Origin of the sequence: Mesorhizobium album (assembly GCF_033977205.1) — a bacterium.
GTDB lineage: Bacteria > Pseudomonadota > Alphaproteobacteria > Rhizobiales > Rhizobiaceae > Mesorhizobium > Mesorhizobium album.
In genome coordinates, this window is sequence record NZ_JAVIIW010000039.1 from 18701 (window position 1) to 45132 (window position 26432).

28 protein-coding genes and 3 pseudogenes are annotated in these 26432 nt (G+C 63.2%); 16 read left to right on the top strand and 15 right to left on the bottom strand.

Annotation, left to right across the window (positions count from 1 at the left end; translation table 11 throughout):
- Positions 1–13 precede the first annotated feature (13 nt).
- From RFN28_RS26125 to RFN28_RS26135, 3 genes are read right to left on the bottom strand one after another with little or no spacing between them, the layout of a single operon-like run.
- Positions 14–1408, bottom strand: coding sequence for an NAD(P)/FAD-dependent oxidoreductase (locus RFN28_RS26125; protein WP_320290065.1), 1395 nt, complete (start codon positions 1406–1408; stop codon positions 14–16).
- A 30-nt stretch (positions 1409–1438) separates the two neighbouring features.
- A complete protein-coding gene (locus RFN28_RS26130; RefSeq protein ID WP_320290066.1) occupies positions 1439–2596 on the bottom strand; it encodes a patatin-like phospholipase family protein in 1158 nt (385 codons plus the stop codon).
- Positions 2597–2622: 26 nt separating this feature from the next.
- Complete coding sequence (locus tag RFN28_RS26135; protein WP_320290104.1) at positions 2623–3405, bottom strand: 3-hydroxybutyrate dehydrogenase; 783 nt, start codon at positions 3403–3405, stop codon at positions 2623–2625.
- Between the two features lie 264 nt (positions 3406–3669).
- Between RFN28_RS26135 and RFN28_RS26140 the strand changes: the two genes are divergently transcribed.
- Positions 3670–4581 carry a LysR family transcriptional regulator gene (locus RFN28_RS26140; protein ID WP_320290067.1) on the top strand — a complete coding sequence of 304 codons (912 nt, stop codon included), beginning with the start codon at positions 3670–3672 and terminating at the stop codon, positions 4579–4581.
- A 58-nt stretch (positions 4582–4639) separates the two neighbouring features.
- On the opposite strand, the gene RFN28_RS26145 is transcribed toward RFN28_RS26140, so the two are convergent.
- The 6 genes from RFN28_RS26145 to RFN28_RS26170 all read right to left on the bottom strand — a co-directional run bounded on the left by RFN28_RS26145 (position 4640) and on the right by RFN28_RS26170 (position 9001).
- The gene (locus RFN28_RS26145) at positions 4640–5104 is read right to left on the bottom strand and encodes a DUF302 domain-containing protein (protein WP_430678897.1); all 465 of its coding nucleotides are present in this window, start codon (positions 5102–5104) and stop codon (positions 4640–4642) included.
- Between the two features lie 84 nt (positions 5105–5188).
- Positions 5189–6391 carry an MFS transporter gene (locus tag RFN28_RS26150; RefSeq protein WP_320290068.1) on the bottom strand — a complete coding sequence of 401 codons (1203 nt, stop codon included), beginning with the start codon at positions 6389–6391 and terminating at the stop codon, positions 5189–5191.
- Positions 6392–6482: 91 nt separating this feature from the next.
- Positions 6483–6983, bottom strand: coding sequence for a cupin domain-containing protein (locus RFN28_RS26155; protein WP_320290069.1), 501 nt, complete (start codon positions 6981–6983; stop codon positions 6483–6485).
- Between the two features lie 191 nt (positions 6984–7174).
- Positions 7175–8089 carry a LysR family transcriptional regulator gene (locus tag RFN28_RS26160; RefSeq protein ID WP_320290106.1) on the bottom strand — a complete coding sequence of 305 codons (915 nt, stop codon included), beginning with the start codon at positions 8087–8089 and terminating at the stop codon, positions 7175–7177.
- A gap of 172 nt (positions 8090–8261) precedes the next feature.
- Positions 8262–8537, bottom strand: coding sequence for a hypothetical protein (locus RFN28_RS26165; RefSeq protein ID WP_320290070.1), 276 nt, complete (start codon positions 8535–8537; stop codon positions 8262–8264).
- Between the two features lie 188 nt (positions 8538–8725).
- Positions 8726–9001, bottom strand: coding sequence for a hypothetical protein (locus tag RFN28_RS26170; RefSeq protein ID WP_320290071.1), 276 nt, complete (start codon positions 8999–9001; stop codon positions 8726–8728).
- 308 nt (positions 9002–9309) lie between these two features.
- Here RFN28_RS26170 and RFN28_RS26175 point away from each other — a divergent pair, with 308 nt between their 5' ends.
- The 6 genes and pseudogenes from RFN28_RS26175 to RFN28_RS26200 form a co-directional block, all read left to right on the top strand.
- Entirely contained in the window at positions 9310–10095 is a 786-nt protein-coding gene (locus RFN28_RS26175) for a patatin-like phospholipase family protein (protein ID WP_320290072.1), read from the top strand.
- A gap of 236 nt (positions 10096–10331) precedes the next feature.
- Complete coding sequence (locus tag RFN28_RS26180) at positions 10332–10601, top strand: BufA1 family periplasmic bufferin-type metallophore (protein ID WP_320290073.1); 270 nt, start codon at positions 10332–10334, stop codon at positions 10599–10601.
- 44 nt (positions 10602–10645) lie between these two features.
- Positions 10646–11671 (top strand): MNIO family bufferin maturase, encoded by a 1026-nt coding sequence (gene bufB / locus RFN28_RS26185; protein WP_320290074.1) that lies wholly within the window; start codon positions 10646–10648, stop codon positions 11669–11671.
- A gap of 16 nt (positions 11672–11687) precedes the next feature.
- Complete coding sequence (locus RFN28_RS26190; protein WP_320290075.1) at positions 11688–12443, top strand: HvfC/BufC family peptide modification chaperone; 756 nt, start codon at positions 11688–11690, stop codon at positions 12441–12443.
- Between the two features lie 11 nt (positions 12444–12454).
- Complete coding sequence (locus tag RFN28_RS26195) at positions 12455–12928, top strand: DoxX family protein (RefSeq protein WP_320290076.1); 474 nt, start codon at positions 12455–12457, stop codon at positions 12926–12928.
- A 45-nt stretch (positions 12929–12973) separates the two neighbouring features.
- Positions 12974–13222, top strand: a pseudogene (locus RFN28_RS26200) (tyrosine-type recombinase/integrase); the annotation flags it as partial.
- A gap of 403 nt (positions 13223–13625) precedes the next feature.
- Here RFN28_RS26200 and RFN28_RS26205 read toward each other — a convergent pair.
- Positions 13626–13814 (bottom strand): annotated as a pseudogene (locus RFN28_RS26205) (ABC transporter substrate-binding protein); the annotation flags it as partial.
- A 103-nt stretch (positions 13815–13917) separates the two neighbouring features.
- Between RFN28_RS26205 and RFN28_RS26210 the strand changes: the two are divergent.
- The 9 genes from RFN28_RS26210 to RFN28_RS26250 all read left to right on the top strand — a co-directional run bounded on the left by RFN28_RS26210 (position 13918) and on the right by RFN28_RS26250 (position 22534).
- On the top strand, positions 13918–14187 hold the full coding sequence (locus RFN28_RS26210) for an acylphosphatase (RefSeq protein ID WP_192249794.1): 270 nt from the start codon (positions 13918–13920) through the stop codon (positions 14185–14187).
- A gap of 158 nt (positions 14188–14345) precedes the next feature.
- The gene (locus tag RFN28_RS26215) at positions 14346–14996 is read left to right on the top strand and encodes a Rieske 2Fe-2S domain-containing protein (protein ID WP_320290077.1); all 651 of its coding nucleotides are present in this window, start codon (positions 14346–14348) and stop codon (positions 14994–14996) included.
- Positions 14993–15838, top strand: coding sequence for an aromatic ring-hydroxylating dioxygenase subunit alpha (locus RFN28_RS26220; protein WP_320290078.1), 846 nt, complete (start codon positions 14993–14995; stop codon positions 15836–15838). Before RFN28_RS26215 ends, RFN28_RS26220 begins: the two co-directional genes overlap by 4 nt.
- The gene (locus tag RFN28_RS26225; RefSeq protein WP_320290079.1) at positions 15835–16494 is read left to right on the top strand and encodes a glutathione S-transferase family protein; all 660 of its coding nucleotides are present in this window, start codon (positions 15835–15837) and stop codon (positions 16492–16494) included. The genes RFN28_RS26220 and RFN28_RS26225 overlap by 4 nt, the downstream gene beginning before the upstream one ends.
- 1 nt (position 16495) lies before the next feature.
- A complete protein-coding gene (locus RFN28_RS26230) occupies positions 16496–17875 on the top strand; it encodes an amidohydrolase (RefSeq protein ID WP_320290080.1) in 1380 nt (459 codons plus the stop codon).
- A 33-nt stretch (positions 17876–17908) separates the two neighbouring features.
- Positions 17909–19003, top strand: a complete 1095-nt coding sequence (locus tag RFN28_RS26235; protein WP_320290107.1) for a BMP family ABC transporter substrate-binding protein — start codon at positions 17909–17911, stop codon at positions 19001–19003.
- 2 nt (positions 19004–19005) lie between these two features.
- Positions 19006–20529, top strand: a complete 1524-nt coding sequence (locus tag RFN28_RS26240; RefSeq protein ID WP_320290081.1) for an ABC transporter ATP-binding protein — start codon at positions 19006–19008, stop codon at positions 20527–20529.
- Entirely contained in the window at positions 20526–21626 is a 1101-nt protein-coding gene (locus RFN28_RS26245; RefSeq protein ID WP_320290082.1) for an ABC transporter permease, read from the top strand. Before RFN28_RS26240 ends, RFN28_RS26245 begins: the two co-directional genes overlap by 4 nt.
- A complete protein-coding gene (locus tag RFN28_RS26250) occupies positions 21623–22534 on the top strand; it encodes an ABC transporter permease (protein ID WP_320290083.1) in 912 nt (303 codons plus the stop codon). Before RFN28_RS26245 ends, RFN28_RS26250 begins: the two co-directional genes overlap by 4 nt.
- A gap of 181 nt (positions 22535–22715) precedes the next feature.
- Here the strand turns inward: RFN28_RS26250 and RFN28_RS34935 are convergent, their stop codons facing one another.
- The 5 genes and pseudogenes from RFN28_RS34935 to RFN28_RS26275 form a co-directional block, all read right to left on the bottom strand.
- Positions 22716–22883: a hypothetical protein gene (locus tag RFN28_RS34935; protein WP_430678904.1), complete on the bottom strand. Its 168-nt coding sequence runs from the start codon at positions 22881–22883 to the stop codon at positions 22716–22718.
- A 105-nt stretch (positions 22884–22988) separates the two neighbouring features.
- A pseudogene (locus tag RFN28_RS26260) lies at positions 22989–23501 on the bottom strand (tyrosine-type recombinase/integrase); the annotation flags it as partial.
- Positions 23502–23692: 191 nt separating this feature from the next.
- Positions 23693–24253 carry an FMN reductase gene (gene msuE, locus RFN28_RS26265; RefSeq protein WP_320290084.1) on the bottom strand — a complete coding sequence of 187 codons (561 nt, stop codon included), beginning with the start codon at positions 24251–24253 and terminating at the stop codon, positions 23693–23695.
- A 100-nt stretch (positions 24254–24353) separates the two neighbouring features.
- Positions 24354–25601 carry an SfnB family sulfur acquisition oxidoreductase gene (locus RFN28_RS26270; RefSeq protein WP_320290085.1) on the bottom strand — a complete coding sequence of 416 codons (1248 nt, stop codon included), beginning with the start codon at positions 25599–25601 and terminating at the stop codon, positions 24354–24356.
- Positions 25602–25623: 22 nt separating this feature from the next.
- A complete protein-coding gene (locus RFN28_RS26275; RefSeq protein ID WP_320290086.1) occupies positions 25624–26415 on the bottom strand; it encodes an ABC transporter ATP-binding protein in 792 nt (263 codons plus the stop codon).
- Positions 26416–26432 lie beyond the last annotated feature (17 nt).

The window sequence follows — 26432 nt, forward strand, 5'->3', positions numbered from 1 at the left end:
CGCCTCCACCCTGCTAGTGAAGCTTGATCCGGGGTCTGGCACGCCTGACGATCATCTCGCCGATCGAAGCCAGCACCGTCTGTGCAAGGCCGTGCACCGTTCTGAGATGCATCTTGTGCAGCGAGCGATAGACAAGCCGCGCAAGCAGGCCCTCGATCTTCAGTCCGCCAATCAGGTTGCCGAAGGCACCGTAGTCGGCGAGCGAGACGAGGGAGCCATAGTCGCGGTAGCGGAATGCCGGCAAATCCCGCCCCGCGAGGCGCGCGGCAACCACCTTCACCAAATGGTCGGCTTGTTGATGAGCTGTCTGGGCACGCGGCGGCAGTGCATTGTCCTCGCCTGACGGCATGCAGCTCGCGCAATCTCCGATCGCAAACACATGCTCATCTCCGACGGCACGCAAGGTCTCGTCGACGATCAGGCGGTTGATGCGGTCGGTCTCGAGACCATCGAAATTTTTGAGGAAATCCGGCGCCTTGATCCCGGCGGCCCAGACCACCAATTCGGCCGGCACAAAAAGCTTCTCGCCGAGCCGGATACCATCCTCAGTTACTTCGGTGACCTTGATGCCGCAGCGGATCTGCACCCCTAGCTTGATGAGCAGGCGTGCCGAGGCGCGCGCCATGTGCTCCGGAAGAGCCGGCAGGATGCGCGGTCCGGCCTCGACGATAGTGATGCGGATCAACCTTTCGAAATCGATGTTGTCGAGATTGTGCGATGCAATTTCCCGCATCGATTTGTGCAGTTCCGCGGCCAGCTCGACGCCGGTGGCGCCGGCGCCGACGATGACGCAATGGAGCTGGCCTGGTGAAAGCTGCTCATGTTGCGCGTTCGCGCGCAGGCAAGCGTCTATCATGCGCCTGTTGAACCGGGCGGCCTGTTCCGCCGTGTCGAGTGAGATGGCATGGCGCGCGGCGCCCGGCGTGCCGAAATCGTTGCTGACGCTGCCGACGGCCATGACCAGCGTGTCGTAGCCCAGAACGCGTGGCGGGATGATCTGCCTGCCGTCTTCATCGAAGCTGGGCGCGACGAAGATCTGGCGCTTTGCTCGGTCGATGCCGACCACCTCGCCGATACGGTATCGATAGCCGTGTCGGCTGGCATGGGCGATGTATTCGACCGCGTCGTGCGACGCGCTCAGCGCACCGGATGCTACCTCATGCAGCAGCGGCTTCCAGATATGGGTGCGGCTGCGGTCGACCAGCGTGACGGAAAGCCGCCCTTTGCCGAACTTGCGGCCAAGGCGGGTCGCCAGCTCCAGCCCGCCCGCGCCGCCACCGACGATGACCACGCGATGCAGTGATCTGTCGCGGTGCGAAGGTGTCTCGTGGATCGTGCGGAAGAGCGCTGCATTGTCGGCAAGCACCGCTTCCGGAATGAGCCGCATGCCCGGAGTTATGATCTGCATCGGAATTCTCCGTTCCTTCTCCGGAACCGTTCACTCTTGGGATTCGTGGATCACGATGCCTTGCAGCATGTCGACTTCGCATTCCCACGGCTTTTCCGTGAGCACGCGCTGCCCGTGCTCGTATCCCGCCTGCCAGCGGGTGCGGATGCCGGCGCGGGTGAAATCGATGTCCTTGGTGTGGTCCTCGCCGTCGAGACGCGGCGAAAGCAGCCGAACCAGGTGCATGACCGAGGGGCAGCCATAGGAGGCGAGTTCCTTGAACATCGGATCGTCGCGTCGCTCCTCCGGGACCAGCTTGCCCATTTCGCGCACGACATGGCGAAGCCGATGCAGTTGCTCCTGGCGGGCGACGTGGCTCCTGCCACGGCTGGCATATTGAAGATCCTTCTGCCGCCCCATGACCTGCCAGATCGATTTCGGCTCGGTGCCGCGGGGCTGCCACATATTGACCGCGAAGATCAGCGCATCGCGCCGCGGCCGCGCGTCGAGCACCACCTCGATCGGGGTATTGGAATAGATGCCGCCGTCCCAGTAAGGCTCGCCGTCGATGCAGACCGCCGGAAAGGCTGGCGGCAGGGCACCCGATGCCATGATGTGCGCCGCCGACAGCGGCATCTGGCTGCTGTCGAAGTATTTGAGTTCGCTGGTGTTGACGTTTACGGCGCCGACCGTCAGCCGCGTCTGTTTCCGGTTCAAACACTCGAAGTCGATAAGATCGTTCAGTGTCCTCTTGAGCGGGTCGGTGGTGTAGTAGGAGGCATTTTCCACGCCGACTTCGCGATTCACCCCGAACATGGCGCTCGGGTTCGGTTCGAAGAAGCCGGGTATCCCGCGCATCACCGTGCCCATATTGGCGAAGATGTTGCTCGGAACCATCATGCGGAAAAACTCGTCGAGTGGGCTGCTTCGAGTGACGCCGTCCCAGAATTCGTGGAGTTTGGGCAGCCGATTGCCCGGCTCGTTTCCGGCGATCAGCGCCGCGTTGATGGCGCCGATCGACGTTCCTATGACCCAGTCCGGCTCGATCCCGCCTTCGGAAAGTGCCTGGTAGACACCGGCCTGATAGGCTCCGAGGGCGCCGCCCCCCTGCAGCACCAACACTGTCTGGCGCTTGATCGAACCATTGGCCACAGGGCCAGCCTCCGGCACAGGTTCCGACGGCGAGGGATTTCGGTTGATCTTGTTCATGGCGCTTTCATTCCTCCTTGCCGGATTTAATGGGCGGTCCAGCCGCCCTCGATCGGCATGATGGCGCCGGTGATCGAGGCCGCGTCGTCCGACGCCAGGAAGAGGCAGAGCGCGGCAACCTGCTCCACGGTCACGAACTGCTTGGTCGGCTGGGCAGCCAGCAGCACGTCCTTGATCACCTGCTGCTCGCTGATCCCCCGGGCCTTGGCCGTGTCCGGTATCTGTTTTTCGACCAGCGGGGTAAGAACGTAGCCGGGACAAACGGCATTGACCGTTATGCCCTGTTCGGCGACTTCGAGCGCGACCGTCTTGGTGAGGCCGGCCATGCCGTGCTTGGCCGCGACATAGGCGGACTTGTATGGCGAGGCGACGAGGGCGTGGGCGGACGCGACATTGATGATGCGGCCCCATTTGCGCGCCTTCATCGTCTGCAGAGCGCGCCGGATCGTGTAGAAGGACGAGATGAGATCGATCGCCACGACTGCCTCCCATTTCTCGATCGGGAAATCGTCGATGGGCGCCACGTGCTGAATGCCGGCGTTGTTGACCAGGATGTCGACCGCGCCGAACTCGGCGATGGCTTTGTCCATCATCGCGGTGATCGCCTCGCCCTTGCTCATGTCGGCGCTGTCATAGCGGACGGTCACTCCGTGGACGGCAGCGAGCCTCGAGCGGAGCAGTTCGATCTCGGCGGCATCGCCAAAGCCATTCAGAACGACATTGCAGCCCTTGGCGGCAAAAGCTTCGGCGATGCCTTGCCCGATACCGCTGGTCGAGCCTGTGATGAGAGCCGTCTTTCCTGTAAGCATCATCGTTTCCTTCTGTCGAAGCTGTGGCCGCAGTGGGCACGCCACCGGTTGCGAACGACGGATGGCAAGCCACCGTTCGCAATCAGTATGGCGAGCCTCCCGAAGCCGCGGAAATGCCGTTGAGACATGGATTCGATAGCTGGCGGTCTGACCGGCGCGGCCACGATGCAGCCTTGCAGGCCGGGTTGTTTGACCTAAGGGCAGCTAGTAAGATCGCCCGGCAACGCGGGTCGTGCGGCATGCATGTCCCAGGGGAAGCGTGCAGTGGAGATCAGCCAGGTCAGATATTTCTTGGCGGTTGCCAAGGAACTGAATTTCACCAGGGCGGCCGAGCAGTGCAACGTCACGCAGCCGGCGCTGTCGCGCGCAATCAAGCTGCTGGAGGACGAGTTCGGCGGGGCGCTTTTCCATCGCGAGCGCCGCTTCACCCATCTCACCGAGCTCGGCCGCATGGTGGAGATGTATCTCGAGGGCGTGTTCGAGAACTCCCGCCAGGCAAAGCAGATTGCCGAGCAGTATGTGAATTTGAAAAGGATGCCGCTCAGACTTGGCATCATGAGCACGATCGCTCCGGACGAAATTATCGAGCTGATCGCGGCCGTCCGTTCGCATCATCCCGGCGTGGAGCTTCACCTTTGCGATTCAGACGCCGTGAGCCTCCGGCGAAGGCTGCTCGAAGGCGATCTCGAGGCCGCCATCTATGCATTGCCTTCCGACGTGCCCGATGAGGAAGTGCACTCCCTGCCGCTGTTTCGCGAGCAGATGGTGATGGCGGTCCACCTGGCTCATCGTCTGGCCAGTCGGCCGGTTGTGCGAGTGAAAGACATGAGCAATGAAAGCTACATTCACCGCAACAATTGCGAATTTGCCGGCTACGCGGATGCTATCCTCGCCGAGCAGGGCGTCACCGTCAGTCCCGTCTATTGGAGCGACCGCGACGACTGGACGCTTGCAATGATCGCCGCCGGACTCGGTTTCGGATTCATGCCCGCACATACCGCCAAGCATCCGGGCGTTGTCGCCTTGCCGATCACCGAGCCGGAATTCTGGCGCGACGTCAATCTCGTAACCGTGCGCGGCCGCAAGCATTCGCCGGCGGTCGGCGCCCTGGTCCGCGAAGCGACCCAGAAGAAATGGTTCGGCGAGCGGGCAAAGGCGTTGTCCGCCGCCGAGTGATTGCGCGGCGCGATACAGGCAGCCTCGAGGATCTAGGATTTCCAACGCATCGCGCCGATCAGTTTTTCCTGATCGAGGAGGTGACGGACTGGATCACCTCGGTCGCCATCTTGAACTGCGCTTGGCGGTCGGTGATGCCGTGCCGCTTCGCAATCCAGTCGAAATCGCTATAGGCGGCGTAGACCGTGCCATCTCCGGTCTGGTAGACCAGCACGCGCACCGGCCAGTCCAGGCCGGCCTCGGGATTTGAGGTGATGAAAGTCGTGCCGAGCGCCGGATTGCCGAACATCACGAGCCGTGACGGCTTGACATCGTTGCCGGCTTTGTTGCCGAGCTTTGCCTGGTCGATCACGCCGAAGAACATGAGGCCCTTCTTGAGGACGTCCTTCTTGATGCGGGCGACGGTCTCGGCGACGGAATAATCGCTCTTCACCGTGACGACGCCGTCCGAAGCGGCAGCAGGGAGGATGACCGTCATCAGCATGGCGGCACCGGCAATCATGGTTTTCAGGTAGATACGCATCTCAGTCTCCGTGGGTTGCTGGGTTGGACTTGGTGAATTGAGTTTTCTGCACGATCCGGCCGGAGGCGGATCGCTTCCCATTCGTCATGCTGTTGGCGTTTTCAGTTTCCGAGCGACCGTGATCGCTACTGCGAGAACCGCAATCAGCGCGGCTACGCATGCCGTCCAGCCGATCCGGTCGTAGACCTGGCCGATGACGAAGCTGCCGGCGAGGCCGCCCGCGTAGTAGGATGCGAGATAGATCCCGCTTGCCGCGGCGCGGTCGCGCGATGCCGTTCTGCTCACATGTCCGGTGGCTATCGCCTGCGCCAGGAAGGTGCCGATGGCGACCAGTGCCATTCCCGCAAGGAAGATGGGAAGGCTGGGCGCGAGCAACAGCAGCAGACCGACGCTCGCCAGCCCGAGCGTCGCGCCGACCCCGGCACGCGGACCGAGAGCCGACGCGACACGGCCGGCGAGCGGGGTCGTCAGCATCGACGGCAGGAAGACGAAATAGACCGCACCCAAGGCCATCTGCGTCAGCGACAGTGGCGGCGCAACAAGCTGGAAGTTCACATAGGTGAAGGTGCCGATGAAGACGAACAGAATGAGGAAGCCGATGCCGAAACAGGCGCGCAGTTCGGAGCTCATCAAGGGGCCTTTCCAGGCGCTGCGTGGATGGCCGCCATTGGCGCTCGCGCGCATCATTCCGGAGGTCTTTTGCAGCGTCGCCCAGACAAGCGCCGCGCCGATCAGGTTGAGGGCGGCGAATGTGAGGAAATTGGTGGAGATGCCGAACGTGTCGGCGACGGCGGCGGACATAAGCCGGCCGAAGAAGTTGCTCGCCACGTTGCCGGTCACATAGGCGGCGAGCGCGCCTGTTGCTTGCCGCGACGAGAAATGTTCGGCGAGATAAGCCATCGTCAGCGTGAAAGCTGTCGACATGCACAGGCCTTGCACCACGCGAAGCAGCGCGAAGATGACGATGCTGTCCGTCTGCGACAACAAGGTCGTCGGGACAGCCAGTGCCACCAGGCTCATCCAGATGCCGTTGCGGCGATCGAGTCCCTGACCGAAAAGCGCGACCGCCACTCCGGCCAGCGCCATGCCGAACGTGCTGGCGTTGACGGCAAATCCCATGGTCGCGCGGCTGACGCCGAACCTTGTCACCAACGCAGGCAGGATGGCCTGGGTGGCAAAGAGGTCGACAAGCGTTAGAAATGCGATCACCGCAATGATGCCGAAGCGCCAGCCGTCTGCGGCAACGATGCGGAGCCGCGTCTGTTCGGTCTGTTCACTGGTCGTCATGACAGGCTCCGTGGCCACGCGTCCCCAGGCGATCGCCCGAGGACGCGCTGTTTGGTTGCTGCTGCTGGGATCTGCTGGCCGCGCGAGCGGCTCACATCATGTGGTCGTTGTGCATCGCAGGCGGCAGGATGTCGGCCGAATAGAGAACCGCCGGAACCTTGCCGTTGTTCTTCCACCAGTGGGCGAGCTGACCGAACTCGGCGGTCACGTCGCCAGCCGGATGCTCGATGCCGACCTTGCAGGTGCTGGCGTATTCCGTGATCGAGCCTTCGACGACGATGATGTTGGCGGGACGAACCGTGTGCTCATGCCACGGCACAACGCCACCCGGCTGAACGACGAGCTTGCGCAGACGCAGCATGTTGCCCTTCCAGGCTTCGCCCTTCGGACTGAGATCGATCGCCGAAAGAACGGTATCGGTCACGCCGACCGGCTTACTGGGATGCTCTTGTATGTCGGTCGTGGCAGCCTGACCGGCCGGGCAGTCGGCGGCGAAAGTGGGGGCTACTGAAAGTGCCGCGGTCGCGGCGAGAAGTCCGAACGCAAGTGCCAGGTTGAGCGGTGTGCGCAATGCAATTGCCTTGGAAGCCATGTCCTATTTCTCCTTTGTCGGTGCCCAAGCGCGGGAGGCGGGGCATGAAAAAGAGAGTGGCTGGAGCCTCGAAGAAAGAGAAATGCTGACTGGCTCTTGAATCGATACCTGAAAACTATCGTCGATCATCTCACGAGCGTAATCACCCATGCCGAGAAACACATCGCGGCGCGGGCTTCTTCTTCAATTTGCTATGCGGCGGTTTTCCTGATCGACGGGTCGATGCCGCTTTCAGGCCAGCTGTGTGCCTTGACGCTGTTCACGAACGTCGAAGTCGCCGGCGAGAACCGGCGCCCGGCCACGACGACCAGCGAGACCTCGCGCCAAACTTCAGGATCGATGACAGGCCTGATTTGCAGGCCCGGGATCACGGCGCTGAACTCCGGGATGAAGCAGATCCCCAACCCACCGGAAACCATGTTCTGGATCCAGTCCTCGCGTTCGCTGGCGTAGGAGATCCTCAGCTTCACGCCACGCTCGTTGCAGAGGCCGGCAAGGTAATCCCGATACTCGCAATTCAGCCGCCTGAGATAATTCTCGCCGTCGAGTTCCGAGATGGCAACATTGTCGTTGCGGGCCAGCCGATGGCCATTGGGGAATGCGAGGACGAAGCGCTCGCGATAGAGCGGCGTGACATCGAAACGTTCCGGGAAACTGTTGCTGGACGCCATGATAGCGACGTCGATTTCACCCGCTTCCAGCAGTTGCGAAAGAGACGCGGGTACGCCTTCCACCAGCTGCAACTGGATGCCCTGCTGGCGCCTGTTGAAGTCGGCCAACAGGCCGGTGAATCGGCGCGGGCCGATGGTGCACATGACCCCGACTTTGAGGTTTGCGTTTTCCAAGCACAGGAATCTCGATGCCTCCTGCCGAACGCCGGTCACCTCATCGAGGATCTGCTGAAATCGTGGCCGGAGCAAAGCACCCAGATCGGTCAGGTGGGTCAGGTTCCGCTCGCGGCGAAACAGCAAGCCGCCGACCTCATCCTCCAGTTGCTGGATTGCCCGGGACAGCGCCGGCTGGGTGACGTTGCACTTCTCGCCGGCGCGCGTGAAATTGCGTGTCTCGCAGACGGCCAGGAAATAGCGGATGTGATGAATGTCCATGCGGGTCGTCCCTCCACTGCAGAGATGCAAGCTCAGGCTCGAACCCTGCCGCAAAGCATTCCATCCCGCCAATGCAGTGGGGCTATAAAGTCGATAGCGTTTCGTCATGACAGATGGCGGGCCAAGAGACCCGCCATCGTAGCGTCCGGTAGGCGGTCGCCGTCTAAGAGTATCAGCTGTGGTGGCCGAGAGCGAAGAGTTGGGCGCAGAACTGAGCGTGCGGCTTGCTCATGGCGGCGTCGTTGCATTCCTTCATCATCGCATCCTGCGTGGTCCTCGGCGTGGCTTTCCACGCGACCTCGAAATCGGCACTCGACTTCATCGTCTGCATGCCGGAATCGGTAAAGAAGGGCTGCATGTTGGACGGCTCGTCGAGCGCGCCAGCGATGGCGACGCCGCCAAGAACGGAAAGTGCAAAAGCGCCAAGGCAGATAGCTTTGATATTCATGTTAAGTCCTTCTCTGGTTAGGCAGTCGTCCTATCGACAACTGTCTTAATGATCGGCAGCAATCCAGATTATCATGTTCCTCATTGCCGGTTGGACTTTGCTTTGGTCCGAGGTCAACTTGCCAATGCCATGTGCGTATGGAGATTATGCCGGTTCTGCATTCCGACGGTGATGGCGGTACTCTCTCGTTAATTGGCTCCGCCCAAGGCCAGGACATTGGCGCAAAAGGCGGCATGGGGCTTGCTCATCGCGGGATCGTTGCAGGCCTTGGTCATCTTGGTCCGGTCGCGCTTGGGCATGGCGAACCAGGCCTTCTTGAATTCCGCCATCGGCTTCATCGTCTTCATTGCAGCGTCCGTATAGAATGTCGGCAAGACCGCCAGATCGCTGAAGGGATCAGCCGAGGCCTGCTGCGCAAGAAGAGCGATGGTGGCAGCAGCCAGGCACGCGATTTTCCTTCCCATGACGCACTCCTTTCCCGTTGCTGGTTTCCAAGCCGCTGTCGTGGGGACGATGACCGACCCGCCGGCACCGCTTCGCCTGGTATGGCCGGGCAAACAATGCGACCACGAAGGGACGGCAGCCAATGCAATCTGCCTATGAACTTCATGCCACCTTGGCATTTCGCCGGGAGAAAAAGCTGCAGCAGTCTCTCCACCAGTCGCCCTGCCGGCGATTTTGGGATGGAGACCAGGAGATGCACGTCCAGTCCGGAACGAGAACCCAACAGGCGATCTTCGCCGAGGCCACTTCTGGGGCCGAAGATCGCCGTTTGATTGACGTTGTCCTTGCAAGTGATGCGCATGGCGCCTTCGTCTGGGGCGTGCTCGACCGTCTGCTGGACGAGCCGAGCTGCAGCTTCAGCGGCGTCACCGCGTCGGGCTTTGCAGCGATGGAGGCGGTGGTCTTTGCCTATGGGCTAAGCGTCGGCGGCCGGCGCGGCGCGCGGACGGCACTCGCCAATTTCTGGCGGCGCGTCAGCCACGCCTCGGTTTTTGCCGATGACAGAGCCAGCCTGCTTCGATCTATCCTGGAACAGTCAATCGAGCTCGAGCCAATCCGTGACCAAGGCTGCCCGGTGAAACTGGGCGTCCTGGCCGTCAACGCGCGCACGGATGCGGTGAAGGTATTCACAAGCGACCAGTTGTCGATCGACGCGATCGTAGCGGCGGCCACGATCCCCTTCCTCTCGCTGCCTGTCGAGATCGACGGCGATATCTATTGGGGTGACGGCGACGTTTTGCAGTCGCCGCCTGTCCTATCAACCGAAGCTCGCCATCGCCTGATGGTCACCGGCAGACCTTCACTGTTCACCACGCCGTGTCCGGATCGCAGCCTCGCAGCCGGCCATTGCATGACCAAATGCGCGCCGGTTCACACCATATTCGACGGTCGATACCGTGCCGGAGCTCCGCTGCTCCTGCGGCCCTGGATCGACTGGGGCGAGCTGACCGACATACGCGACCGCGGGCGGCAACGAGCAGGCGATTGGCTTGCGGCGGATCTTCTCGACGTCGACCAAGCTCCGCCCGCCGACTGCCAAAGCCGATACATCTAGGCGCACCTCCCTCCCGCCTAGCCGCGCCTGCTTCGCCCGCTCCCGAATGCAGGCGCCAAGCCCTCCGGTGTCTCCCGCCGGAGGGCTTTTTCGCGTCGACCTTGGGGACATAGTGGCAATGTATCAATTCCATGCCGAGACAGCATTTCAGCTCCGCATTGCGATCGGAGAGACTGATTTGCGGACGGGCCTCGAGGCCAGTCTTTCTCTCGAAACGCCAACCAGGAGACTAGCCTGTGATCAACACCAAGACCCTGATCGGATCGGCTCTCGCAGCCGCCACCACGCTCGCAGCCTCGGCCGCCTATAGCGGCCCGGCCGCAAAGCCCAACTATGCCTTCGAGAAGTGCTACGGCGTCGTCAAGGCCGGCCAGAACGATTGCCAGACCGCGTCGCATTCCTGCGCCGGCACGGCCACCGCCGACAACCAGCCTGATTCCTGGCTGTACGTGCCGGCCGGCAGCTGCGCCAAGATTGCCGGCGGCAGCGACAAGCCGAAAGCCTGAGCAAATCCCTACTTCGAGCCAACCCACTAGAATGGAGGAGACCGATGTCCAGTGCGTTTCAGCCTCTTGCGATTCCCGCATCAGCGGGCATCGGTCTTCGCTCCCCACACATCAGCGAGATGCTGACCAGGCGACCCTCCGCAGGCTGGCTCGAGGTGCATGCCGAGAATTACATGGGAGACGGCGCCGGCGTCGAGGCGCTGGAAAGGCTGCGCGAGACCTATCCGCTGTCATTGCACGGCGTCGGCCTGTCGCTGGGCAGCGCAGGCGGTCTGGACCGCGACCATCTGGAAAGGCTGCGCAGCGTCTGCGAGCGCTTCCGGCCCGATCTGGTCTCCGAGCATCTCGCATGGAGCGTCGCCGACGGCGCCTATCTCAACGATCTGCTGCCGCTGCGCTATGACGAAGAGGCGCTGTCGATCGTTGCCCGCAATGTCGAGACCGTCCAGGACAAGCTGAAGCGGCGGGTTCTCATCGAGAACCTATCGGCCTATCTCGCCTTTGCGGATTCCTCGATGAACGAGGCCGAGTTCCTGGCCGAGCTCGTGGCGCGGACCGGCTGCGGGCTGCTGCTCGACGTCAACAACGTCCACGTCTCGGCCCACAACCTGCAATATGATGCAAAGGCCTTCATCGATGTGCTGCCGGCGGATGCGGTCGGCGAGATACACCTTGCCGGCCATGCGACCAATCAGGTCGGAGCCGACACGGTCCTTATCGACGACCATGGATCGCGGGTTCCGCCGGTCGTTTGGGCTCTCTATGAGCACGCCATAGCGCGCCTCGGGCCGCGACCCACGCTGATCGAATGGGATACCGACGTTCCGGTTCTCGACGTGCTGCTTGGCGAAGCCATGTGGGCCGACATGCTGACTGCTTCCATCATGTTCAGCCGCAAGCAGGCTGCGAGACAGGCCGCGGCAGCCAAGCCCCGACCCGAGTCCCCTACCCCCTTTGAAAACGTGAAGACCGGCATGCCTGTTCTCGCGGCATTCGCTGCCGCCAAGGCCGGACCTGTCATGTCGGCCGCTTTGACGCCGATGGAGGGAAGATACGATGTTGCCGCTTGAACACCTGCAGACCACCATGGCGCGCTCGGTGCTTGCCATCGAACCAATGGTCTCCGCGAAAATGCTGACTGCCGGCAAGGCCGATCCACTGGCCCGCCTGCGCATCTACCAGAACAATACACGCAGTTCGCTCACCGCAGTGCTGATGGCGGACTTTCCGGTCACGGTTCGCCTGGTGGACGAACGGTTCTTCCGTTACGTGGCGAGCGAGTTCATTCGACGCCATCCGCCGGTTGAATCGCGCCTTTCGCGCTATGGCGCCGGCTTCCCACGCTTCCTCAAGACGATCGACACGCTGTCCGACATACCGATCGTTGCCGAAACGGCGCGGCTCGAATGGGCCATCGCCGAGGCGCTCGATACGGCTTCGCTGCCACCCCGCTCCCTTGTGGACTATGACAAAATCGACCTGGGGCCTTCACCCGACATCTTGCTACAGCCATCGCTCAGGCTGATCGTTTCGCACTGGTCGATCCTGTCGGTGTGGACGGCGCACCAGCAGGGCACGGCAGTCGACCAGCATTGCACTTGGACGAGACGCCCCGAACGCGTGGCGTTGTGGCGGGCCGGGAACAGCGTTCGCCTGGTCCTTCTCGACCGCGCAGACTTCGCCTTCCGCCATTCTCTCAAGCACGGCCTCGGCCTCGAACATGGCGCAAGCCGTGCGCATGCGCTCGATCCTAACTTCGACCTCGTGTCCGCGCTCGTGCGCCTGTTCGCCGACGAGCTCGTCACAAACGTGCGCATCACCGTGCATTCCCTCTCAAACTGATGGAGACAGTCATGACCGCAATTTCAGAGCCTTCCTCGACCAGCCAGGCCGGTTTAGTCGGTTTCTACAGGCGTGTGATCAAGCTGCCCGAACACATTCCGTTCTTGCTGGTTCAGCTCGCCGCGCGCGTCGCGGTGGCCCATGTCTTCTGGCAATCGGCGCAGAGCAAGCTGGCGTCCTGGCCGGTGACGCTGCAGCTGTTCGCCAACGAATACAACCTACCGTTCATCGATCCGTCGATTGCGGCGCCCCTGGCGACAGCGGCCGAACTGACGGGCTCGACGCTGATCTTCTTCGGGTTGTTCTCACGGCTCGCGGCGCTGATGCTGCTCGGCGTCGTCTCTGTCATCCAGATCTTCGTCTATCCGGAGAACTGGGCGGAGCACCTCTTGTGGGCGTCATTGCTGTTGCTTGTGCTGACGCGCGGCGCTGGCGTAGTTTCTGTGGACTATCTCGTCGAACGCCTCTTTCGCTTGGATGATTAACGGTTAGCAGCCGGGTATCCACTTGCGGGGCCAAGCCACCGTTAGCAGCCGTTCTCCGCCAAGTCGCTGACTGGAATGATGACGCATTGGTGCAAGCTTGCCGGCCTGCCGAAAGGGTTGACCCTGCATGGACTGAGGAAGTCGCTTGGCGTCTATCTGGCCGAGGCAGAGGCCTCAACCAGGCAGCTCATAGACGTGCTGGAGCACGACGACATCGAGCATGCTGAACTCTATTCGCGCGAGACATCGCAGGTTCGACTGGCGGTTCAGGGGATGGATCGAGTCGTGAGGCTGGTGACGCGCAAGCCGATGCTTGGCGAACCTATTGGCGAACCTCGTGGCGAACCACCTTATAAAGCATTGATAAATAACGACAATGGTGGGCCCGGAGGGACATTGTTTTCTACAGGAAATCAATACGTTAGCGGGTGGTTCGCCAACCCGTTTCCCTCGTATTCTCTCGTATGGTCTGGCGAACCTGCGGACGAGGAAGAGGACTAGTTTTCCGTGCGAGCGGATTCTCTATCCAGCCCACACAAAGGGTCGACGAACACGTGTTGACCACAAAGGGTACAAGGGCGGGGGGCCGGTAGCGGATGGTCTTATTCGGATACGAGAGGACAAAAAGCTGTCATTCCGCTGCGATCCCGCCATTGCGAAACGACGTCGCCGGCCGTTGCCGTTAGGTAGATGGCGGTGCGATGTACGTGTTCATCCGCACAGGAGGCTGGCCGGGAACCATTTCGGCCAGACCGCCCGGTCCCTCGCTGGTCCGAGCGTGATCGAGCGCCCGGATAACGGCGTCGCGTTCAACCGTGCCAGCCTCATTGACGGCAGCTTCCCACATCTTGATTGCCCTGTAGGGGCCGGTGCGGCCACTTCCTGCCCGGGAACGGTCGCTGTAACGCAAGAGCTCGCTCCCAAAGGCGCTTCAGCGATTGAGCAAAATGTAGATAGATATATATATCTGTTTCGTTGCCGAGGCTTCTATGAGCGAGCAAAATCGCCATTCCTGGCGGGAGCGCATGACGATCCTCGGCGATGTCGAGGCGGCATCCTTCCTTCCGTGGATCGAGCGTCATGCCGCCAAGCTCGGGCTCGCCCAGGCAATATGCGTTGCCGGTCCCGACCGCATCGAACTCGACATTGCCGGTCCGGCCGAGCTCATCGACATGATGGAGATGGGGTGCTCTCTTGGACCAATCGATGTCTGGGTCGAGGCCATCCGGCGGGCGCCGATAGAGGGCGAATCGGGCTAGTTTCCGGCCTGCGGCCTCTCCCTGCGAAAGGGCCATGCACCTTTTTTGGGCATTATTGCCAGTGAGGAAATGTTGTGCAAACGTAACCGGGTCCATTAGCATTCCTTGACCGCGAAGCCGCGCTCGGAAACATGCTGGTGTCGTTTGAAAGTTGATGTATGCCACCCTATCCGACCGGCTCTTGGATGCCTGTTGCCCTCTCCGCGGACTTGCCGGCGGGAACCGTGATGCCAGCGCAATCCCCAGCCGGGCCGATTGCCCTTTGGCGAAGCCGCTCCGGCCGTGCGGCGGCCTTTGCCGACAGATGCCCTCATCGCGGCATGCGCCTCTCCCACGGCTTCGTGCGCGGTGAGACCCTGTCCTGCATCTATCACGGCTGGAGCTATGCCCAGGCGGGAAACTGCCTGCGCATTCCGGCCCATCCGGCACTGACGCCGCCGGACACGATTCGTGTCGTGACACAGCCCGTGGAGGATGGCGGCGGCATCATCTGGATTCCGGCTGGCGAACCCGCCGCCGGGCCGCCACGGTTCGACGGCCTTGCTCCCCTGCGCTCCATGATGGTCGAAGCGGGCATCGCCGCGCTGGAGACGGCCGCCGGGACGAAGGCCGCCGAGGGCCTGCTCGACTACACGCATGCTGGCCGGACGGTGCGGCTGCTGCTTGCTCTCGAAGGAAAAGCGCGGACGCTGATGCATGTTCTGGTGGACCAGGACAGCAATCCGACCAACCGTATCGCCGCGTCGAGGGCCGCCGAGGCGCTGCGGCGGGCGGCCGAGCATTTAGCGGCCAGCGGGACCGCCCGATGACCCGCAACGCGATGGCCGACGAATGGTATCCGGTCGGCCTTGCCAGCCAGCTTGAAGCGCATGGACGCAAGACCGCCCTCTTGGGCGAGCCGATCGAGGTGAGGCTCGGCGAGGACGGGAACGCCAAGGTCACCGGCGGCAACGGACGTGTTCTGCCGGCCTGCATCCGCTATGGCCATGTCTGGGCGTCGCTCGGTAATCCGCAAAAGCCGTTGTTTGCGATCCCCGAGGCCGATCAGCCCGGCCGCCGGCTCGTTGATGTCGGGGTGGTGCGCGTGCGCTGCTCGCCGCTGCGCGCGGTGGAGAACTTCCTGGACATTGCGCATTTTCCGTTCGTGCATACCGACATATTGGGAGCCGAGCCGCATACGGAGGTGCAGAACTACAAGGTCGAGATCCGCGAGGACGAAGACGAGGTATGGGCGACCCAGGTGCAGTTCTACCAGCCGCAGGCCGCCAAGTCGGCGGAAGGCGGCATCACCACGCAATACATGTATCGCGTGCCCGCGCCGACCTGCTCGATCCTCTACAAGACCTGCCCGCCGCGCCCGGGTGAATGGGACGTCATCACCCTTTTCGTGCAGCCGCTTGCCGAAGACCTGTGCGACGTCTGGCCATGGATGGCGCTGTTCGACGACGAAACGCCGATGACGGACCTGATCCATTTCCAGCAGACGATCTTCGTCCAGGACCGGTCGATCCTTGAAAACCAGATCCCGGGGCTGCTGCCGCTCGATCCCGGCATGGAGATTCCCACGCGGGCCGACCTGACCTCGGTTGCCTACCGGCGCTGGCTGAAACGCCACGGCTACACCTACGGCGCGCAACTGGTGGCGCAATGAAGCTCTACGACTACGTGCTGTCTCCGAGCTGCTACAAGGTGCGCCTGATGGCGGCGCTGACCGGTGTGGCGCTCGACATCCGCCCCGTCGACTTCCATCCCGGCGCCGAGCATCGCGGCCCGGAACTCCTGGCGCTCAACCCGGCGGGTTCGATCCCGATCCTGGAGAATGGCGACCTCGTGCTGACCGAATCCTCGGCCATGCTGGTCTACCTCGCCGCGAAGGCGGCGCCGCAATGGCTGGGCAACGATGCGGCCGGGCAGGCGGCACGCGTCCAGCAATGGCTGTCCTTCTCGCATCGGCTGACCGCCAGCCTCGGAGCGGCGCGCCTGCACGAGATGCTGCTGCGTCCGGGCAATATCGATGCGCTTCGGGGGCAGGGTACGGCGGCCCTGCGGGAACTGGAAGCCGGCCTCGTCGAACAGCGCATCCGCGGCCAGCGCTTCCTTGCGTCGGACCGGCCGACGGTCGCCGACATCGCCTGCTTTGCCTATGTGGCGCTGGCGCCGGACGGCGGCGTTTCGCTCGATCCCTATCCCGCGATCCGGCTCTGGTCGCGGGCGATCCGCGGTCTCGAGGGCTTCATCGAGATGCCCGGCATCCACCGGCTGCACGAACTGAAGCCCGAGCCCCTCCTCGAAGCCGGCGAGGCGTGACGTGGCAGGCCACTTGCTGAAGAACTGCGCTGCGGTCATCGTGGACGAGGGCAACGGTCCGGACATACGGCGCAATGTCGATGTGTTGACCGACGGCCCTGCGATACGGGCCATCGGCGAAGGCCTCGACAAGGAAGAGCTGCCCATCGGGACTGTCACGCAGGACGCCTCCGGCTGGTTCGTCTATCCCGGCCTCGTCAACACCCATCACCACTTCTTTCAATGCTTCGTGCGCAACCGCGCCGATCTGGACTGGACGAAGCTGTCGGTCATCGAATGGCTCGACCGCATCTATCCTATTTTCTCGCGGCTGACCGAGGAATGCTTCTACCACGCGTCGGTCACGGCGATGGCCGAGTTGATAAAGCACGGCTGCACGACGGCATTCGACCATCAGTATTGCTTTCCGCGGCAGGCCGGCAAGCGGTTGATCGACCGGCAGTTCGAAGCGGCCGAACTCCTCGGCATGCGTTTCCATGCCGGGCGTGGCGGCAACACGCTGCCGAAATCGGAAGGTTCGACCATCCCCGACGCCATGCTGGAAACGACGGACGAGTTCATCGCCGACTGCGCCCGGCTGATCGACGCCTACCATGATGCCGGTCGCTTCGGCATGCGCCAGGTCGTCGCCGCGCCCTGCCAGCCGGTCAACTGCTATCGCGACACGTTCGTTGAATCGGTGGCGTTGGCGCGCGACCGCAACGTGCGCATGCACACCCATGTCGGCGAGGGCGAAAGCCCGGTCATGCAGGCCCGTCACGGCCTGCGCACGGTCGACTATTGCGCCGAGATCGGCTTCTGCGGGCCGGATGCCTTCTATGCCCATTGCTGGGAGCTGACCCACGACGAGCTGCGCAAGATGGCGGCGAGCGGCACCGGCGTCTCGCATTGCCCTGAGCCGGTCTATCTCGTCGGCGCCGAGATCACCGACATACCGGCGATGTCGGCCCTCGGGCTCAGTGTCGGACTGGGCTGCGACGGCGCCGCCTCGAACGACAATTCCAACCTGATGCACTGCATCCATTCCGCCTACATGCTGCAATGTCTGGCGGCGTCAACACGCGACCATCCGGTGCCGCCGCCGGCCGATTTTCTCGGCTATGCGACGACCGGGGGGGCGGCGCTACTCGGGCGCGGCGACATCGGCAGGCTGGCGCCCGGAATGGCCGCCGACCTCTTCGCCATCGACACCCGGCGCATGGACTATGTCGGCACGAGGCATGATCCGCTGAGCCTGCTGGCCAAGGTGGGCATCGGCGCGCCGACCGACATGACCATGATCAACGGCCGTGTCGTTTGGGCCAAGGGAGAATTCCCGGGGCTCGACGAGGCCAGGATGTTCGCGCAAGCCGAAGCGGCGATCGCGACCGTGCAATTCTAGCAGCCAAAACCAAAAGCAAGGGGAACCGACATGCTGATAAATCTTACCCGCAGAACATTGATGAAGGGCGCCGCCGCTTCCGGCCTCGTTGCCGCGGTGGGCAGCCGCGCGCTTGCCGCCGACGAGCCGCTGGGCATCGCGCTGGTGGTCCCGTCGCCGGTCGGCGATGTCGGCTGGGGCCGCGCGCTCGCCGACGGGCTCGAGCCGGTGAAGGCAGCCTATGGCGACAAGGTGAAGGTCACCATCATCGAGAACATACAGGAGGGACCCGACGCCGACCGCATCATGAACAAGGCGGTCGCAGACGGGAACAAGTTCCTCATCGCCGGCTCCTTCGGATACCAGAACGGCGCCCTGCAGATCGCGCGGCGCAATCCCGACGTCACCGTGCTGCATGCTTCCGGTTTCCAGGTGGCGCCGAACTTCTCGCCCTTCGCGGCCCAATATTCGCAGGGCACCTATCTGATGGGCATGGCGGCAGCCGCGCTTTCGAAGACCGGCAAGCTCGGTTCCGTCTCCGCCTTCGCCATCCCCGAGCTGATCACCTCCATCAACGCCTTCACCTTGGGCGCGCAGGCGGTGAAGCCCGATGTCGAGGTTTCGGTCGTATGGGTGAACTCCTGGTTCGACCCGGCCAAGGAGCAGGAAGCCGCCAAGGCGCTGCTGGCGCAGAAATGCGACGTGATCTTCTCCAACGCGCAGGATACGCCGTCCGTCATCTCGGCCTGCGAGGAGGCCGGCGTCCCCGCCTTCAACCTCAACTCGTCGATGAAGAAATACGCGCCCAAGGCCTATCTCGGCTGCGTGGCGACCGACTGGTCGCCCTTCTTCAAGGCCTCGGTCGACGCCCACCTCGCCGGCACCTTCAAGGGCGCCAACGCTTTCCTGGGCGTCGGCGACAGGGTTGTCGAGGTCGTTGACTGGAACCCGGGCATCCCGGCCGACATGATGGCCAAGATCAAGGAGGTTGAAGCCAAGATCGCCGACGGCAGCCTCTCGCCCTTTACCGGTCCGATCGCCAAGGCCGACGGCAGCGAGGGCGTCCCCGCCGGCAAGACGATGACCGAGGCCGAGATCGTCGCCATGGACTGGCACGTCAAGGGTGTCACCACGCCGCTGCCCAAGTAACCATGACCGCCCCGCTTCTGTCGCTGCGCGGCATCTGCAAGAGCTACGGCCAGATCCATGCCAATCGAGACATCGATCTGGACGTGGCTCCGCGCTCGATCCATGCGATCCTCGGAGAGAACGGGGCGGGCAAGTCGACGCTGATGAAGCTGATCTACGGCGTCGAGCAGCCCGACGCCGGATCGGCGACCTGGAAAGGAGAACCCCTGGCCCTCGCGTCCCCGGCGGATGCGAGGCGCAAGGGGATCGGCATGGTCTTCCAGCACTTCTCCTTGTTCGAGACGCTGACGGTCGTCGAGAACATCCGGCTGGTCGTGCCCGGTGCCAAATCGGATATTGCGCAAGGCATCCGGAAGCTCGGCCGCGACTTCGGTCTAGAGGTCGATCCGCTCGCCCATGTGCACGTGCTTTCGGTCGGTGAGCGGCAGCGGGTGGAAATCATCCGCTGCCTGATGACCGAACCGCAACTCCTGATCCTTGACGAGCCGACTTCCGTCCTGCCGCCGCAATCGGTGGACAAGCTGTTCGAGACGTTGCGGCGGCTGCGCGACGTCGGCGTCTCCATCCTGTTCATCTCGCACAAGCTGGAAGAGATCCGCGCGGTCTGCGACCGTGCGACCATCCTGCGCGGCGGGCGCATCACCGGCCACGTGGATCCGCGCGACCACGACGCGCACGACCTCGCCCGCATGATGATCGGCCGCGACATGCCGCCGCCTATGCCGGCGGTTGCCCATTCCGGCGGGGAAAAGCGCCTTGAAATCGTCGACCTCGACCATCGGCCCGACGATCCCTTCGCCGTGACGCTTTCCGACGTCAGCCTGACGGTCCGGGCAGGCGAGATCCTCGGTATCGCCGGCATATCGGGCAACGGCCAGAGCGAACTCGCGGCGCTGATCTCGGGCGAGACAGTGCTGCCGCGCGAAAAGTCCGAGCGTATCTTCATGATGGGCAAGGACGTCGGCGTGCTTGATGCGGCCGCCCGCCGCCGGCTGGGTTTCGCCTTCGTTCCCGAGGAACGGCTGGGCCGCGGCGCGGTGCCGGAAATGTCGCTCATCCTCAACAGCCTTCTGACCGCCCATCCCTCCGGCCTCCTGAAACGCGGCCTGGTCGACACGCCCCGGGCGAAGGCTTTCACCGAAGACTGCATCCGGCAGTATGACGTACGCACACCGGGCTCCGAAACGGAGGTTGGGGCGCTTTCGGGCGGCAATCTGCAAAAGTTCATCGTTGGTCGCGAGATCATGCTGTCGCCGAAATTGCTGTTCGTGGCGCAGCCCACCTGGGGCGTGGACATCGGCGCCGCGGCCGCCATCCGCCGGCGCCTCGTCGCCCTGCGCAACGAAGGCATGGGCATCCTCGTCATCTCGGAGGAACTGGAGGAACTGTTCGAGCTCTGCGATTCCATCCAGGTGATCCATCAGGGCCGGCTGAGCCCGCCGCTGGTGACGCGCGACACCAGACCCGAGGAGATCGGCCGCTATATGATCGGTGCGCATACGACCGCCGAAAAGGTCCCCGCATGAGCGCTCTGTCCCTGCGGTTCCTTCCCGTTCTGGTTCGCCGCGAACATGCCTCGCTTGCAATCAAGCTGCTCGCCCCGCCCGTGGCGCTAGGCCTTGCGACACTGCTCAATCTCGGGCTCTACCTCCTGATGGGCCGCGATCCGGTAGCCGTTTTCCACGCAATGCTCCTGGAACCTTTCCTGTCCTGGGCTTCGTTCTCGGAAGTCCTGCTGAAGATGGGGCCGCTGCTGCTCATCGCGCAGGGGCTTGCGATCGGCTTTCGCGCCAAGGTCTTCAACATCGGCGCCGAGGGCCAATTCATCCTCGGCGCAATCTTCGCGTCGGCCATTCCCATCTGGCTCCCGCAGGCGACGGGGCAGTGGATTTGGCCCTCCATGCTCGTCCTCGGCGCGCTGGGCGGCGCGCTTTGGGCTTCGCTCACGGCGTTCTGGCGCGTGCGGCTCAACGCGAACGAGATTCTCGTGTCGCTGATGCTGGCGCTCGTTGCCGCGCAACTGCTCAACTACCTGCTTCTCGGCCCCTGGAAGGACCCGGCCGGCTTCAACTTCCCGCAGTCGGTGATGTTCCAGTACGACGCGATGGTGCCGATCCTGATCCCCGGCACCCGCGTCAACGTCTCGCTGCTTATCGCCTGCGCGCTGTCCCTCGCGGCCTGGCTGTTCATGCAGAGGAGTTTCGCGGGTTACAAGCTGCAGGTCGGCGGCCTCGCGCCGCGCGCGGCCGGATACGCCGGCTTCAACGAAGGCCGCGCAATCTGGATTTCCCTCCTCATCGGCGGCTTCGCGGCCGGCCTCGCCGGGGCGGCCGAGGTGGCCGGGCCGCTCGGCCAGTTGCAGCGCTCCATCTCGACCGGCTACGGCTATGCGGCCATCATCGTTGCTTATCTCGGTGGCCTTCACCCGATAGGCATCGTTTTTTCCGCGCTGCTCATGGCGGCCCTCTATATTGGCGGCGACAACGCCATGGTCTCGGCAAATCTGCCGGTCGCCGCGGTCCGGGTCTTCCAGGGCAGCCTGCTGCTCGCCTATCTCGTCGCCATCGCCTTCGTCCGCTACCGGCTCGAATGGCGCCATGCCGCCCACGGAAGCGCTCCATGAATGCCCTCGAGTTCATCGTCGCCGGAATGCTGGCGGCGGCCACGCCGTTCCTTTTGGCGGCGCTCGGCGAAATGGTGGCCGAGCGGGCCGGCGTCCTCAATCTCGGCGTGGAGGGACTGATGGCCTTGGGGGCGGTCACCGCCTTCATCATCGTCTATCACGGCGGCGGCCACCTCCTCGGTTTCCTCGCCGCGGGCCTCGCAAGTGCTGCTCTTTCCCTTGTCTTTGCCGTCGTCGCGCTGGGGTTCCGCGCGAACCAGGTTGCGGCGGGCCTCGCCATAGGCATACTCGGCCAAGGCCTCTCGGCGCTGTTCGGCAAGAGCTATGAGAGCCTCACGGTCAAAGGACTTCCAAAACTCTCATTGCCCTGGCTTTCAGATATCCCGGTCATCGGCGGCTTGTTCGCCCAAGACGTTGTCGTGTGGCTTTCGCTTGCTGCGACCGTCGCCATCTGGGGAATATTCGCCTACACCAAGACCGGCCTTGTCGTTCGCGCCATCGGCGAGAATCCCAAGGCGGCCCATGCGCTCGGCTATCCGGTGATCGCCGTGCGCTTCGCCGCTGTCGCCTTCGGCGGCGTGTTGGCGGGTTTCGCCGGCGCCTACGCGGCCGTGGTCTACACGCCCCTGTGGGCCGATGGCATGATTGCCGGGCGCGGCTGGATCGCGATCGCGCTCGTCGTCTTCGGCACCTGGCTCACCAGCCGTATCTTCCTCGGTGCGTGCCTCTTCGGCGCCGTGTCCCTCGCAAGCCTCGCGGCCCAAGCAACCGGGCTCGACGTTTCCTCGCAACTTCTATCGAGCCTGCCTTATCTCGTGACCATCGTCGTGCTTGGCATCATTTCTTCGAACCGGCGTCTGCTTAAGCTCAACGGCGTGGCTTCGCTCGGAGAGCCTTTCGAACAATAGTGTCGCTCGCGTCCCAAGCGCGCAATAACCCGACATCTGAGCGCAGGCCGCACCGTCCCTGGGGCATGAAGGGCTGCACGCAATCCTCATGCCTTAAAATGCTGAGCTGATCCCGGGCCAATCCTACCGGCAATGCCAGCCTGACCGACACCGCCTTCGTCCGACGTCACACCAATTCTTGCTACTTCACGATGGTGGCGGTTGACGATGATGGCAGGCCGGCAGAGGTGCCGGCTTCAAAACGATGAATGCAACGAACCAACGCCGATTGCGGGCAGCGGAAGTTCGCCGCGAACCGCGTCGCGAGTTCGAGCAACGGTTCGAAGCGGTTGGCCAACGTCAGCGGCAATCCATGTCGGCTTCAGGTAATGAGGATTTCGAGTTCAGCGTCCGACACGCGGCACTTAGCATCCACGGCTCCACTAGGGAATAGAGCCGCGTCTGGTTAGACTTCCGTGGCCTCGTAGATGATCGCCGCTTTGGTCCGCCGCAGCGAATGCGTGCCGTATCCTGGGGCCGAAGTCCGATCGCCACAACCCATTCGTCCACGAGGCGGGCATATTGCCTCGTGCTCATGTGACCCCTTGGGTCGATCCTGCTCGGGAATGCATAATCGTCGACGGTACCGCCGCGCCGTTCCAGCCATGCAAGGAGACTAGAGCGTGCGTCGCTCATCAACTCGAACTGCACCGGTCGGCCTGTCTTTTGCTGCACGACCATCGCCCGTTCGAATTTCCGGCCCGAGAACCAAGGTGCCGATCTTGATTCTGACAAGATCGCAGCCGCGCAACTTGCTGTCGATTGCTAGATCGAAGAGGGCTCGATCGCGCAATCGCTGCTCTCGATCGAGAAAGAATCGGATCGCCCATATCTGTCGAGGTTTTAGCGGGCGTTTCGTTCCGACTTTCTGGCCCGCGTTCCACGCGCGGCGATCGGGTGCGGTGGGGTCATACTGAGAATGTCCCATTTCGTTTCTCCTTTGGCCATGATTGGCCACGGGAGGAACGCCCAGGACACTTACTCGGTTGGGTTGGGGCCGCAAACAGACAGTCCGGTCTTTGGGGTAATCGGAAGAAGCAGACCTTGCATCCGCCGCGATGCAGACCGTTGGTCAGAAGGCAAAACTTCAGGATTTGCCGCTGGGGCACCGCCATATGACTATTCTGCGGCCATTCTGACACCGGATTTATTAGCGAGCAGAACGGCAATCTCATCAACGGCCTGCGCCGCCCGCTTCTGGATCAGTTCGGACCGGAGCACACCATCCGTGAAATCCTTGTCGGTCGCGTATACGGCCGTGGGCAGCGCGAAGGCTTCGAAGAACCCGAACAGCGGCCGCAATTGATGCTCGACAATAAGCGCATGCCGTTCCCCGCCGCCGGTCGCGGTCAGGAGCACGGGCTTTCCCTTGAGCGCTGTCGGATCGATCAGGTCGAAGAAATGCTTGAACAGTCCGGTGTAGCTGCCTTTGTAGGTCGGTGAGCCGACGACGAGCACGTCCGCGGCGAGGACGTCCGAAAGGATCGCTTGCGCCCGCGCGTCGAGGTCGCGTGCCCATTTGGCGGCGCCGAGAGACGGGCCGACGTCATCGATGTCATAGGTTCGGGAGGATAGGCCATGGCGGTTGGCGATATCCTGCACGATGAGGTCGACGAAGGCGCGTGTCTTCGACGGGTTGGTGAGATTGCCGGAAAAGCCGACGATTGCTGGATTTGACATGGGACGGGCTCCGGTGTGGCTCCAGGATTGAGAGACCGGCGGCCCGGTCGGGCCGCCGCTTGGCGAAGCGGTCGAGGCCAGCCTCGAGAGAACAGCGCGATCAGCTCCAGGCGTGCAGCGGCGGCCTCTCGCCATTGAGGAAATACTTGCCGAGGATCGCGTACTTCCAGCGTACCGGATCGTGCAGCGTGTGGGTGCGGGCATTGCGCCAATGTCTGTCGAGATTGTGCTCGGCAAGCGTCGAGCGCGTGCCGGCCAGCTCGAACAGCTTGTTCGTCGCCGCAATGGCGATCTCTGTCGACAGGACCTTCGCTTCGGCGGTGACGATCTGGGCATGCGCTACCGTCTCGGCGGTTGGCTCGGCCACTGCCCGGTCGATCGCCAGGCCGGCCCTCTCCAGCAGCGCCTGCGCCGCGTGAAGGCGAAGCGTTAGATCGCCGATAGCCTGGATCGTGTAGGGATCGTCCCAGGCATTGTCGACGCCGCTGTCGATCCAGGCGCGGCTCTTGGTCCTGACGAATTGAACCGTCTCGTCGATCGCCGCCTGCGCGATACCGGTGTCGACCGCGACCTGGATGATCTGGAAGATCGCACCATCCGCGGTCGGCTTGTCGTAGCCTTTGTAGCCGGGCACAAGATGCGTCTTCGGTACCTTGACGTTGTCGATGATGACAGTGCCCGACAGTGTCGTGCGCTGGCCGAAGCTCGACCAGTCGTCGATCACCGTCAGCCCGGGCGCGCCACGATCGGCGATCGCATACCAGGCACGGCCCTCGCCATCGAGCGCCACGATCGGCACCAGATGCGCGAGCAGCGCGCCGGACGAATAGAATTTCTGGCCATTGACGATCACATGGTCGCTAGCGTCGGTGAACTTCGTTTCGAAATCGGCCGCGCGCTTGGAGCCGAATTCGGAAAAGGCATTGCCGAACCGCGTGCCCTTCAGCACTTCGGCGAAGAGCAGCGCCTGCTGATCCTTATCGGAGACGGTGCGGATCGCCGCGACGACGCCGAGATGGTTCTGCGCGATCTGGCCGATCGAGGAATCAGCCGCCGAAATGATCTCGATCACCTTGGCGAGCGTCGCGTAGGACACTTCCGGTCCGCCGAAGGCCTTCGGCACGTTGATCGACCACAGGCCGCTCTGCGAGAATTGATCGAGCTCGGCCACCGGCCAGACCCGATCGCGGTCGCGCCTCGAAGAATCCTTGATGAACTCCGCTGCCAGGCGGTGCGCGATGGCAATCGCCTCGGCGTCGTTCTTCACGATATGCGCTAGCTCGGCAGGACGGGGGACCGGCGGCACGGCGGCCGCGGCCTTGTCGGTCTTGACGTTGGAAACGGTCATGTCATGGCTCCTCGGAGTTGTTTCAGGCGACGGCGTGAAGGTGGGTGGGCTGGGTAGCAGGCGAAGCCTGCTGGCCGAGATAGAAGGCGCGCATGTCCTCGCGCTGGCGTAGATCGGCGGCAGCTCCCGTCAGGACGGAGACGCCATTCTCGAGAACGGTGGCGTGGTCGGCATATTTGAGCGCGACGGCCGAGTTCTGCTCGGCCACCAGGATCGACAGGCCAGTCTCGCGATTGAGCTTCTTCAGCGCCAGGAAGATGTCCTGGACGACCAGCGGCGCGAGCCCCATCGATGGCTCGTCGAGCACCAGCAGCCGGGGACGCGACATCAGCGCCCTGCCGATCGCGGTCATCTGCTGCTCGCCGCCAGAGGTCAGGCCGGCGAGCGTGCGGCGCTTTTCGGCAAGTCGCGGGAAGAAATCGTAGATCCGCTGAAGGTCCTGGTTGATCTCGGCGCGACGACCGCTTCGGCCGATGCCGCCCGAAACCAGGTTTTCCTCGACGGTGAGGCTCTTGAAGCAGTGGCGGCCCTCCAGGACCTGGACAAGCCCGGCGCGCACGAGATCGCCCGGCCTGCGGTGCGAGACATCGCCGCCCTCGAAGCCGATCGCGCCGGCATTGATCTGGCCGCGCTCGGCGGGGAGCAGATTGGAGACCGCCTTTAGCGTCGTGCTCTTGCCGGCGCCGTTGGCGCCGAGCAGCGCCAGGAACTCGCCGCGCCTCAGCTCGAAGCTGACGCCGTGCAACGCGGTGATGGCGTGGTTGTAGGTGGCATGGACATTGTCCACGACAAGGATGACGTCATTGCCTGGCATCGCGTCTTTCCCGCTTC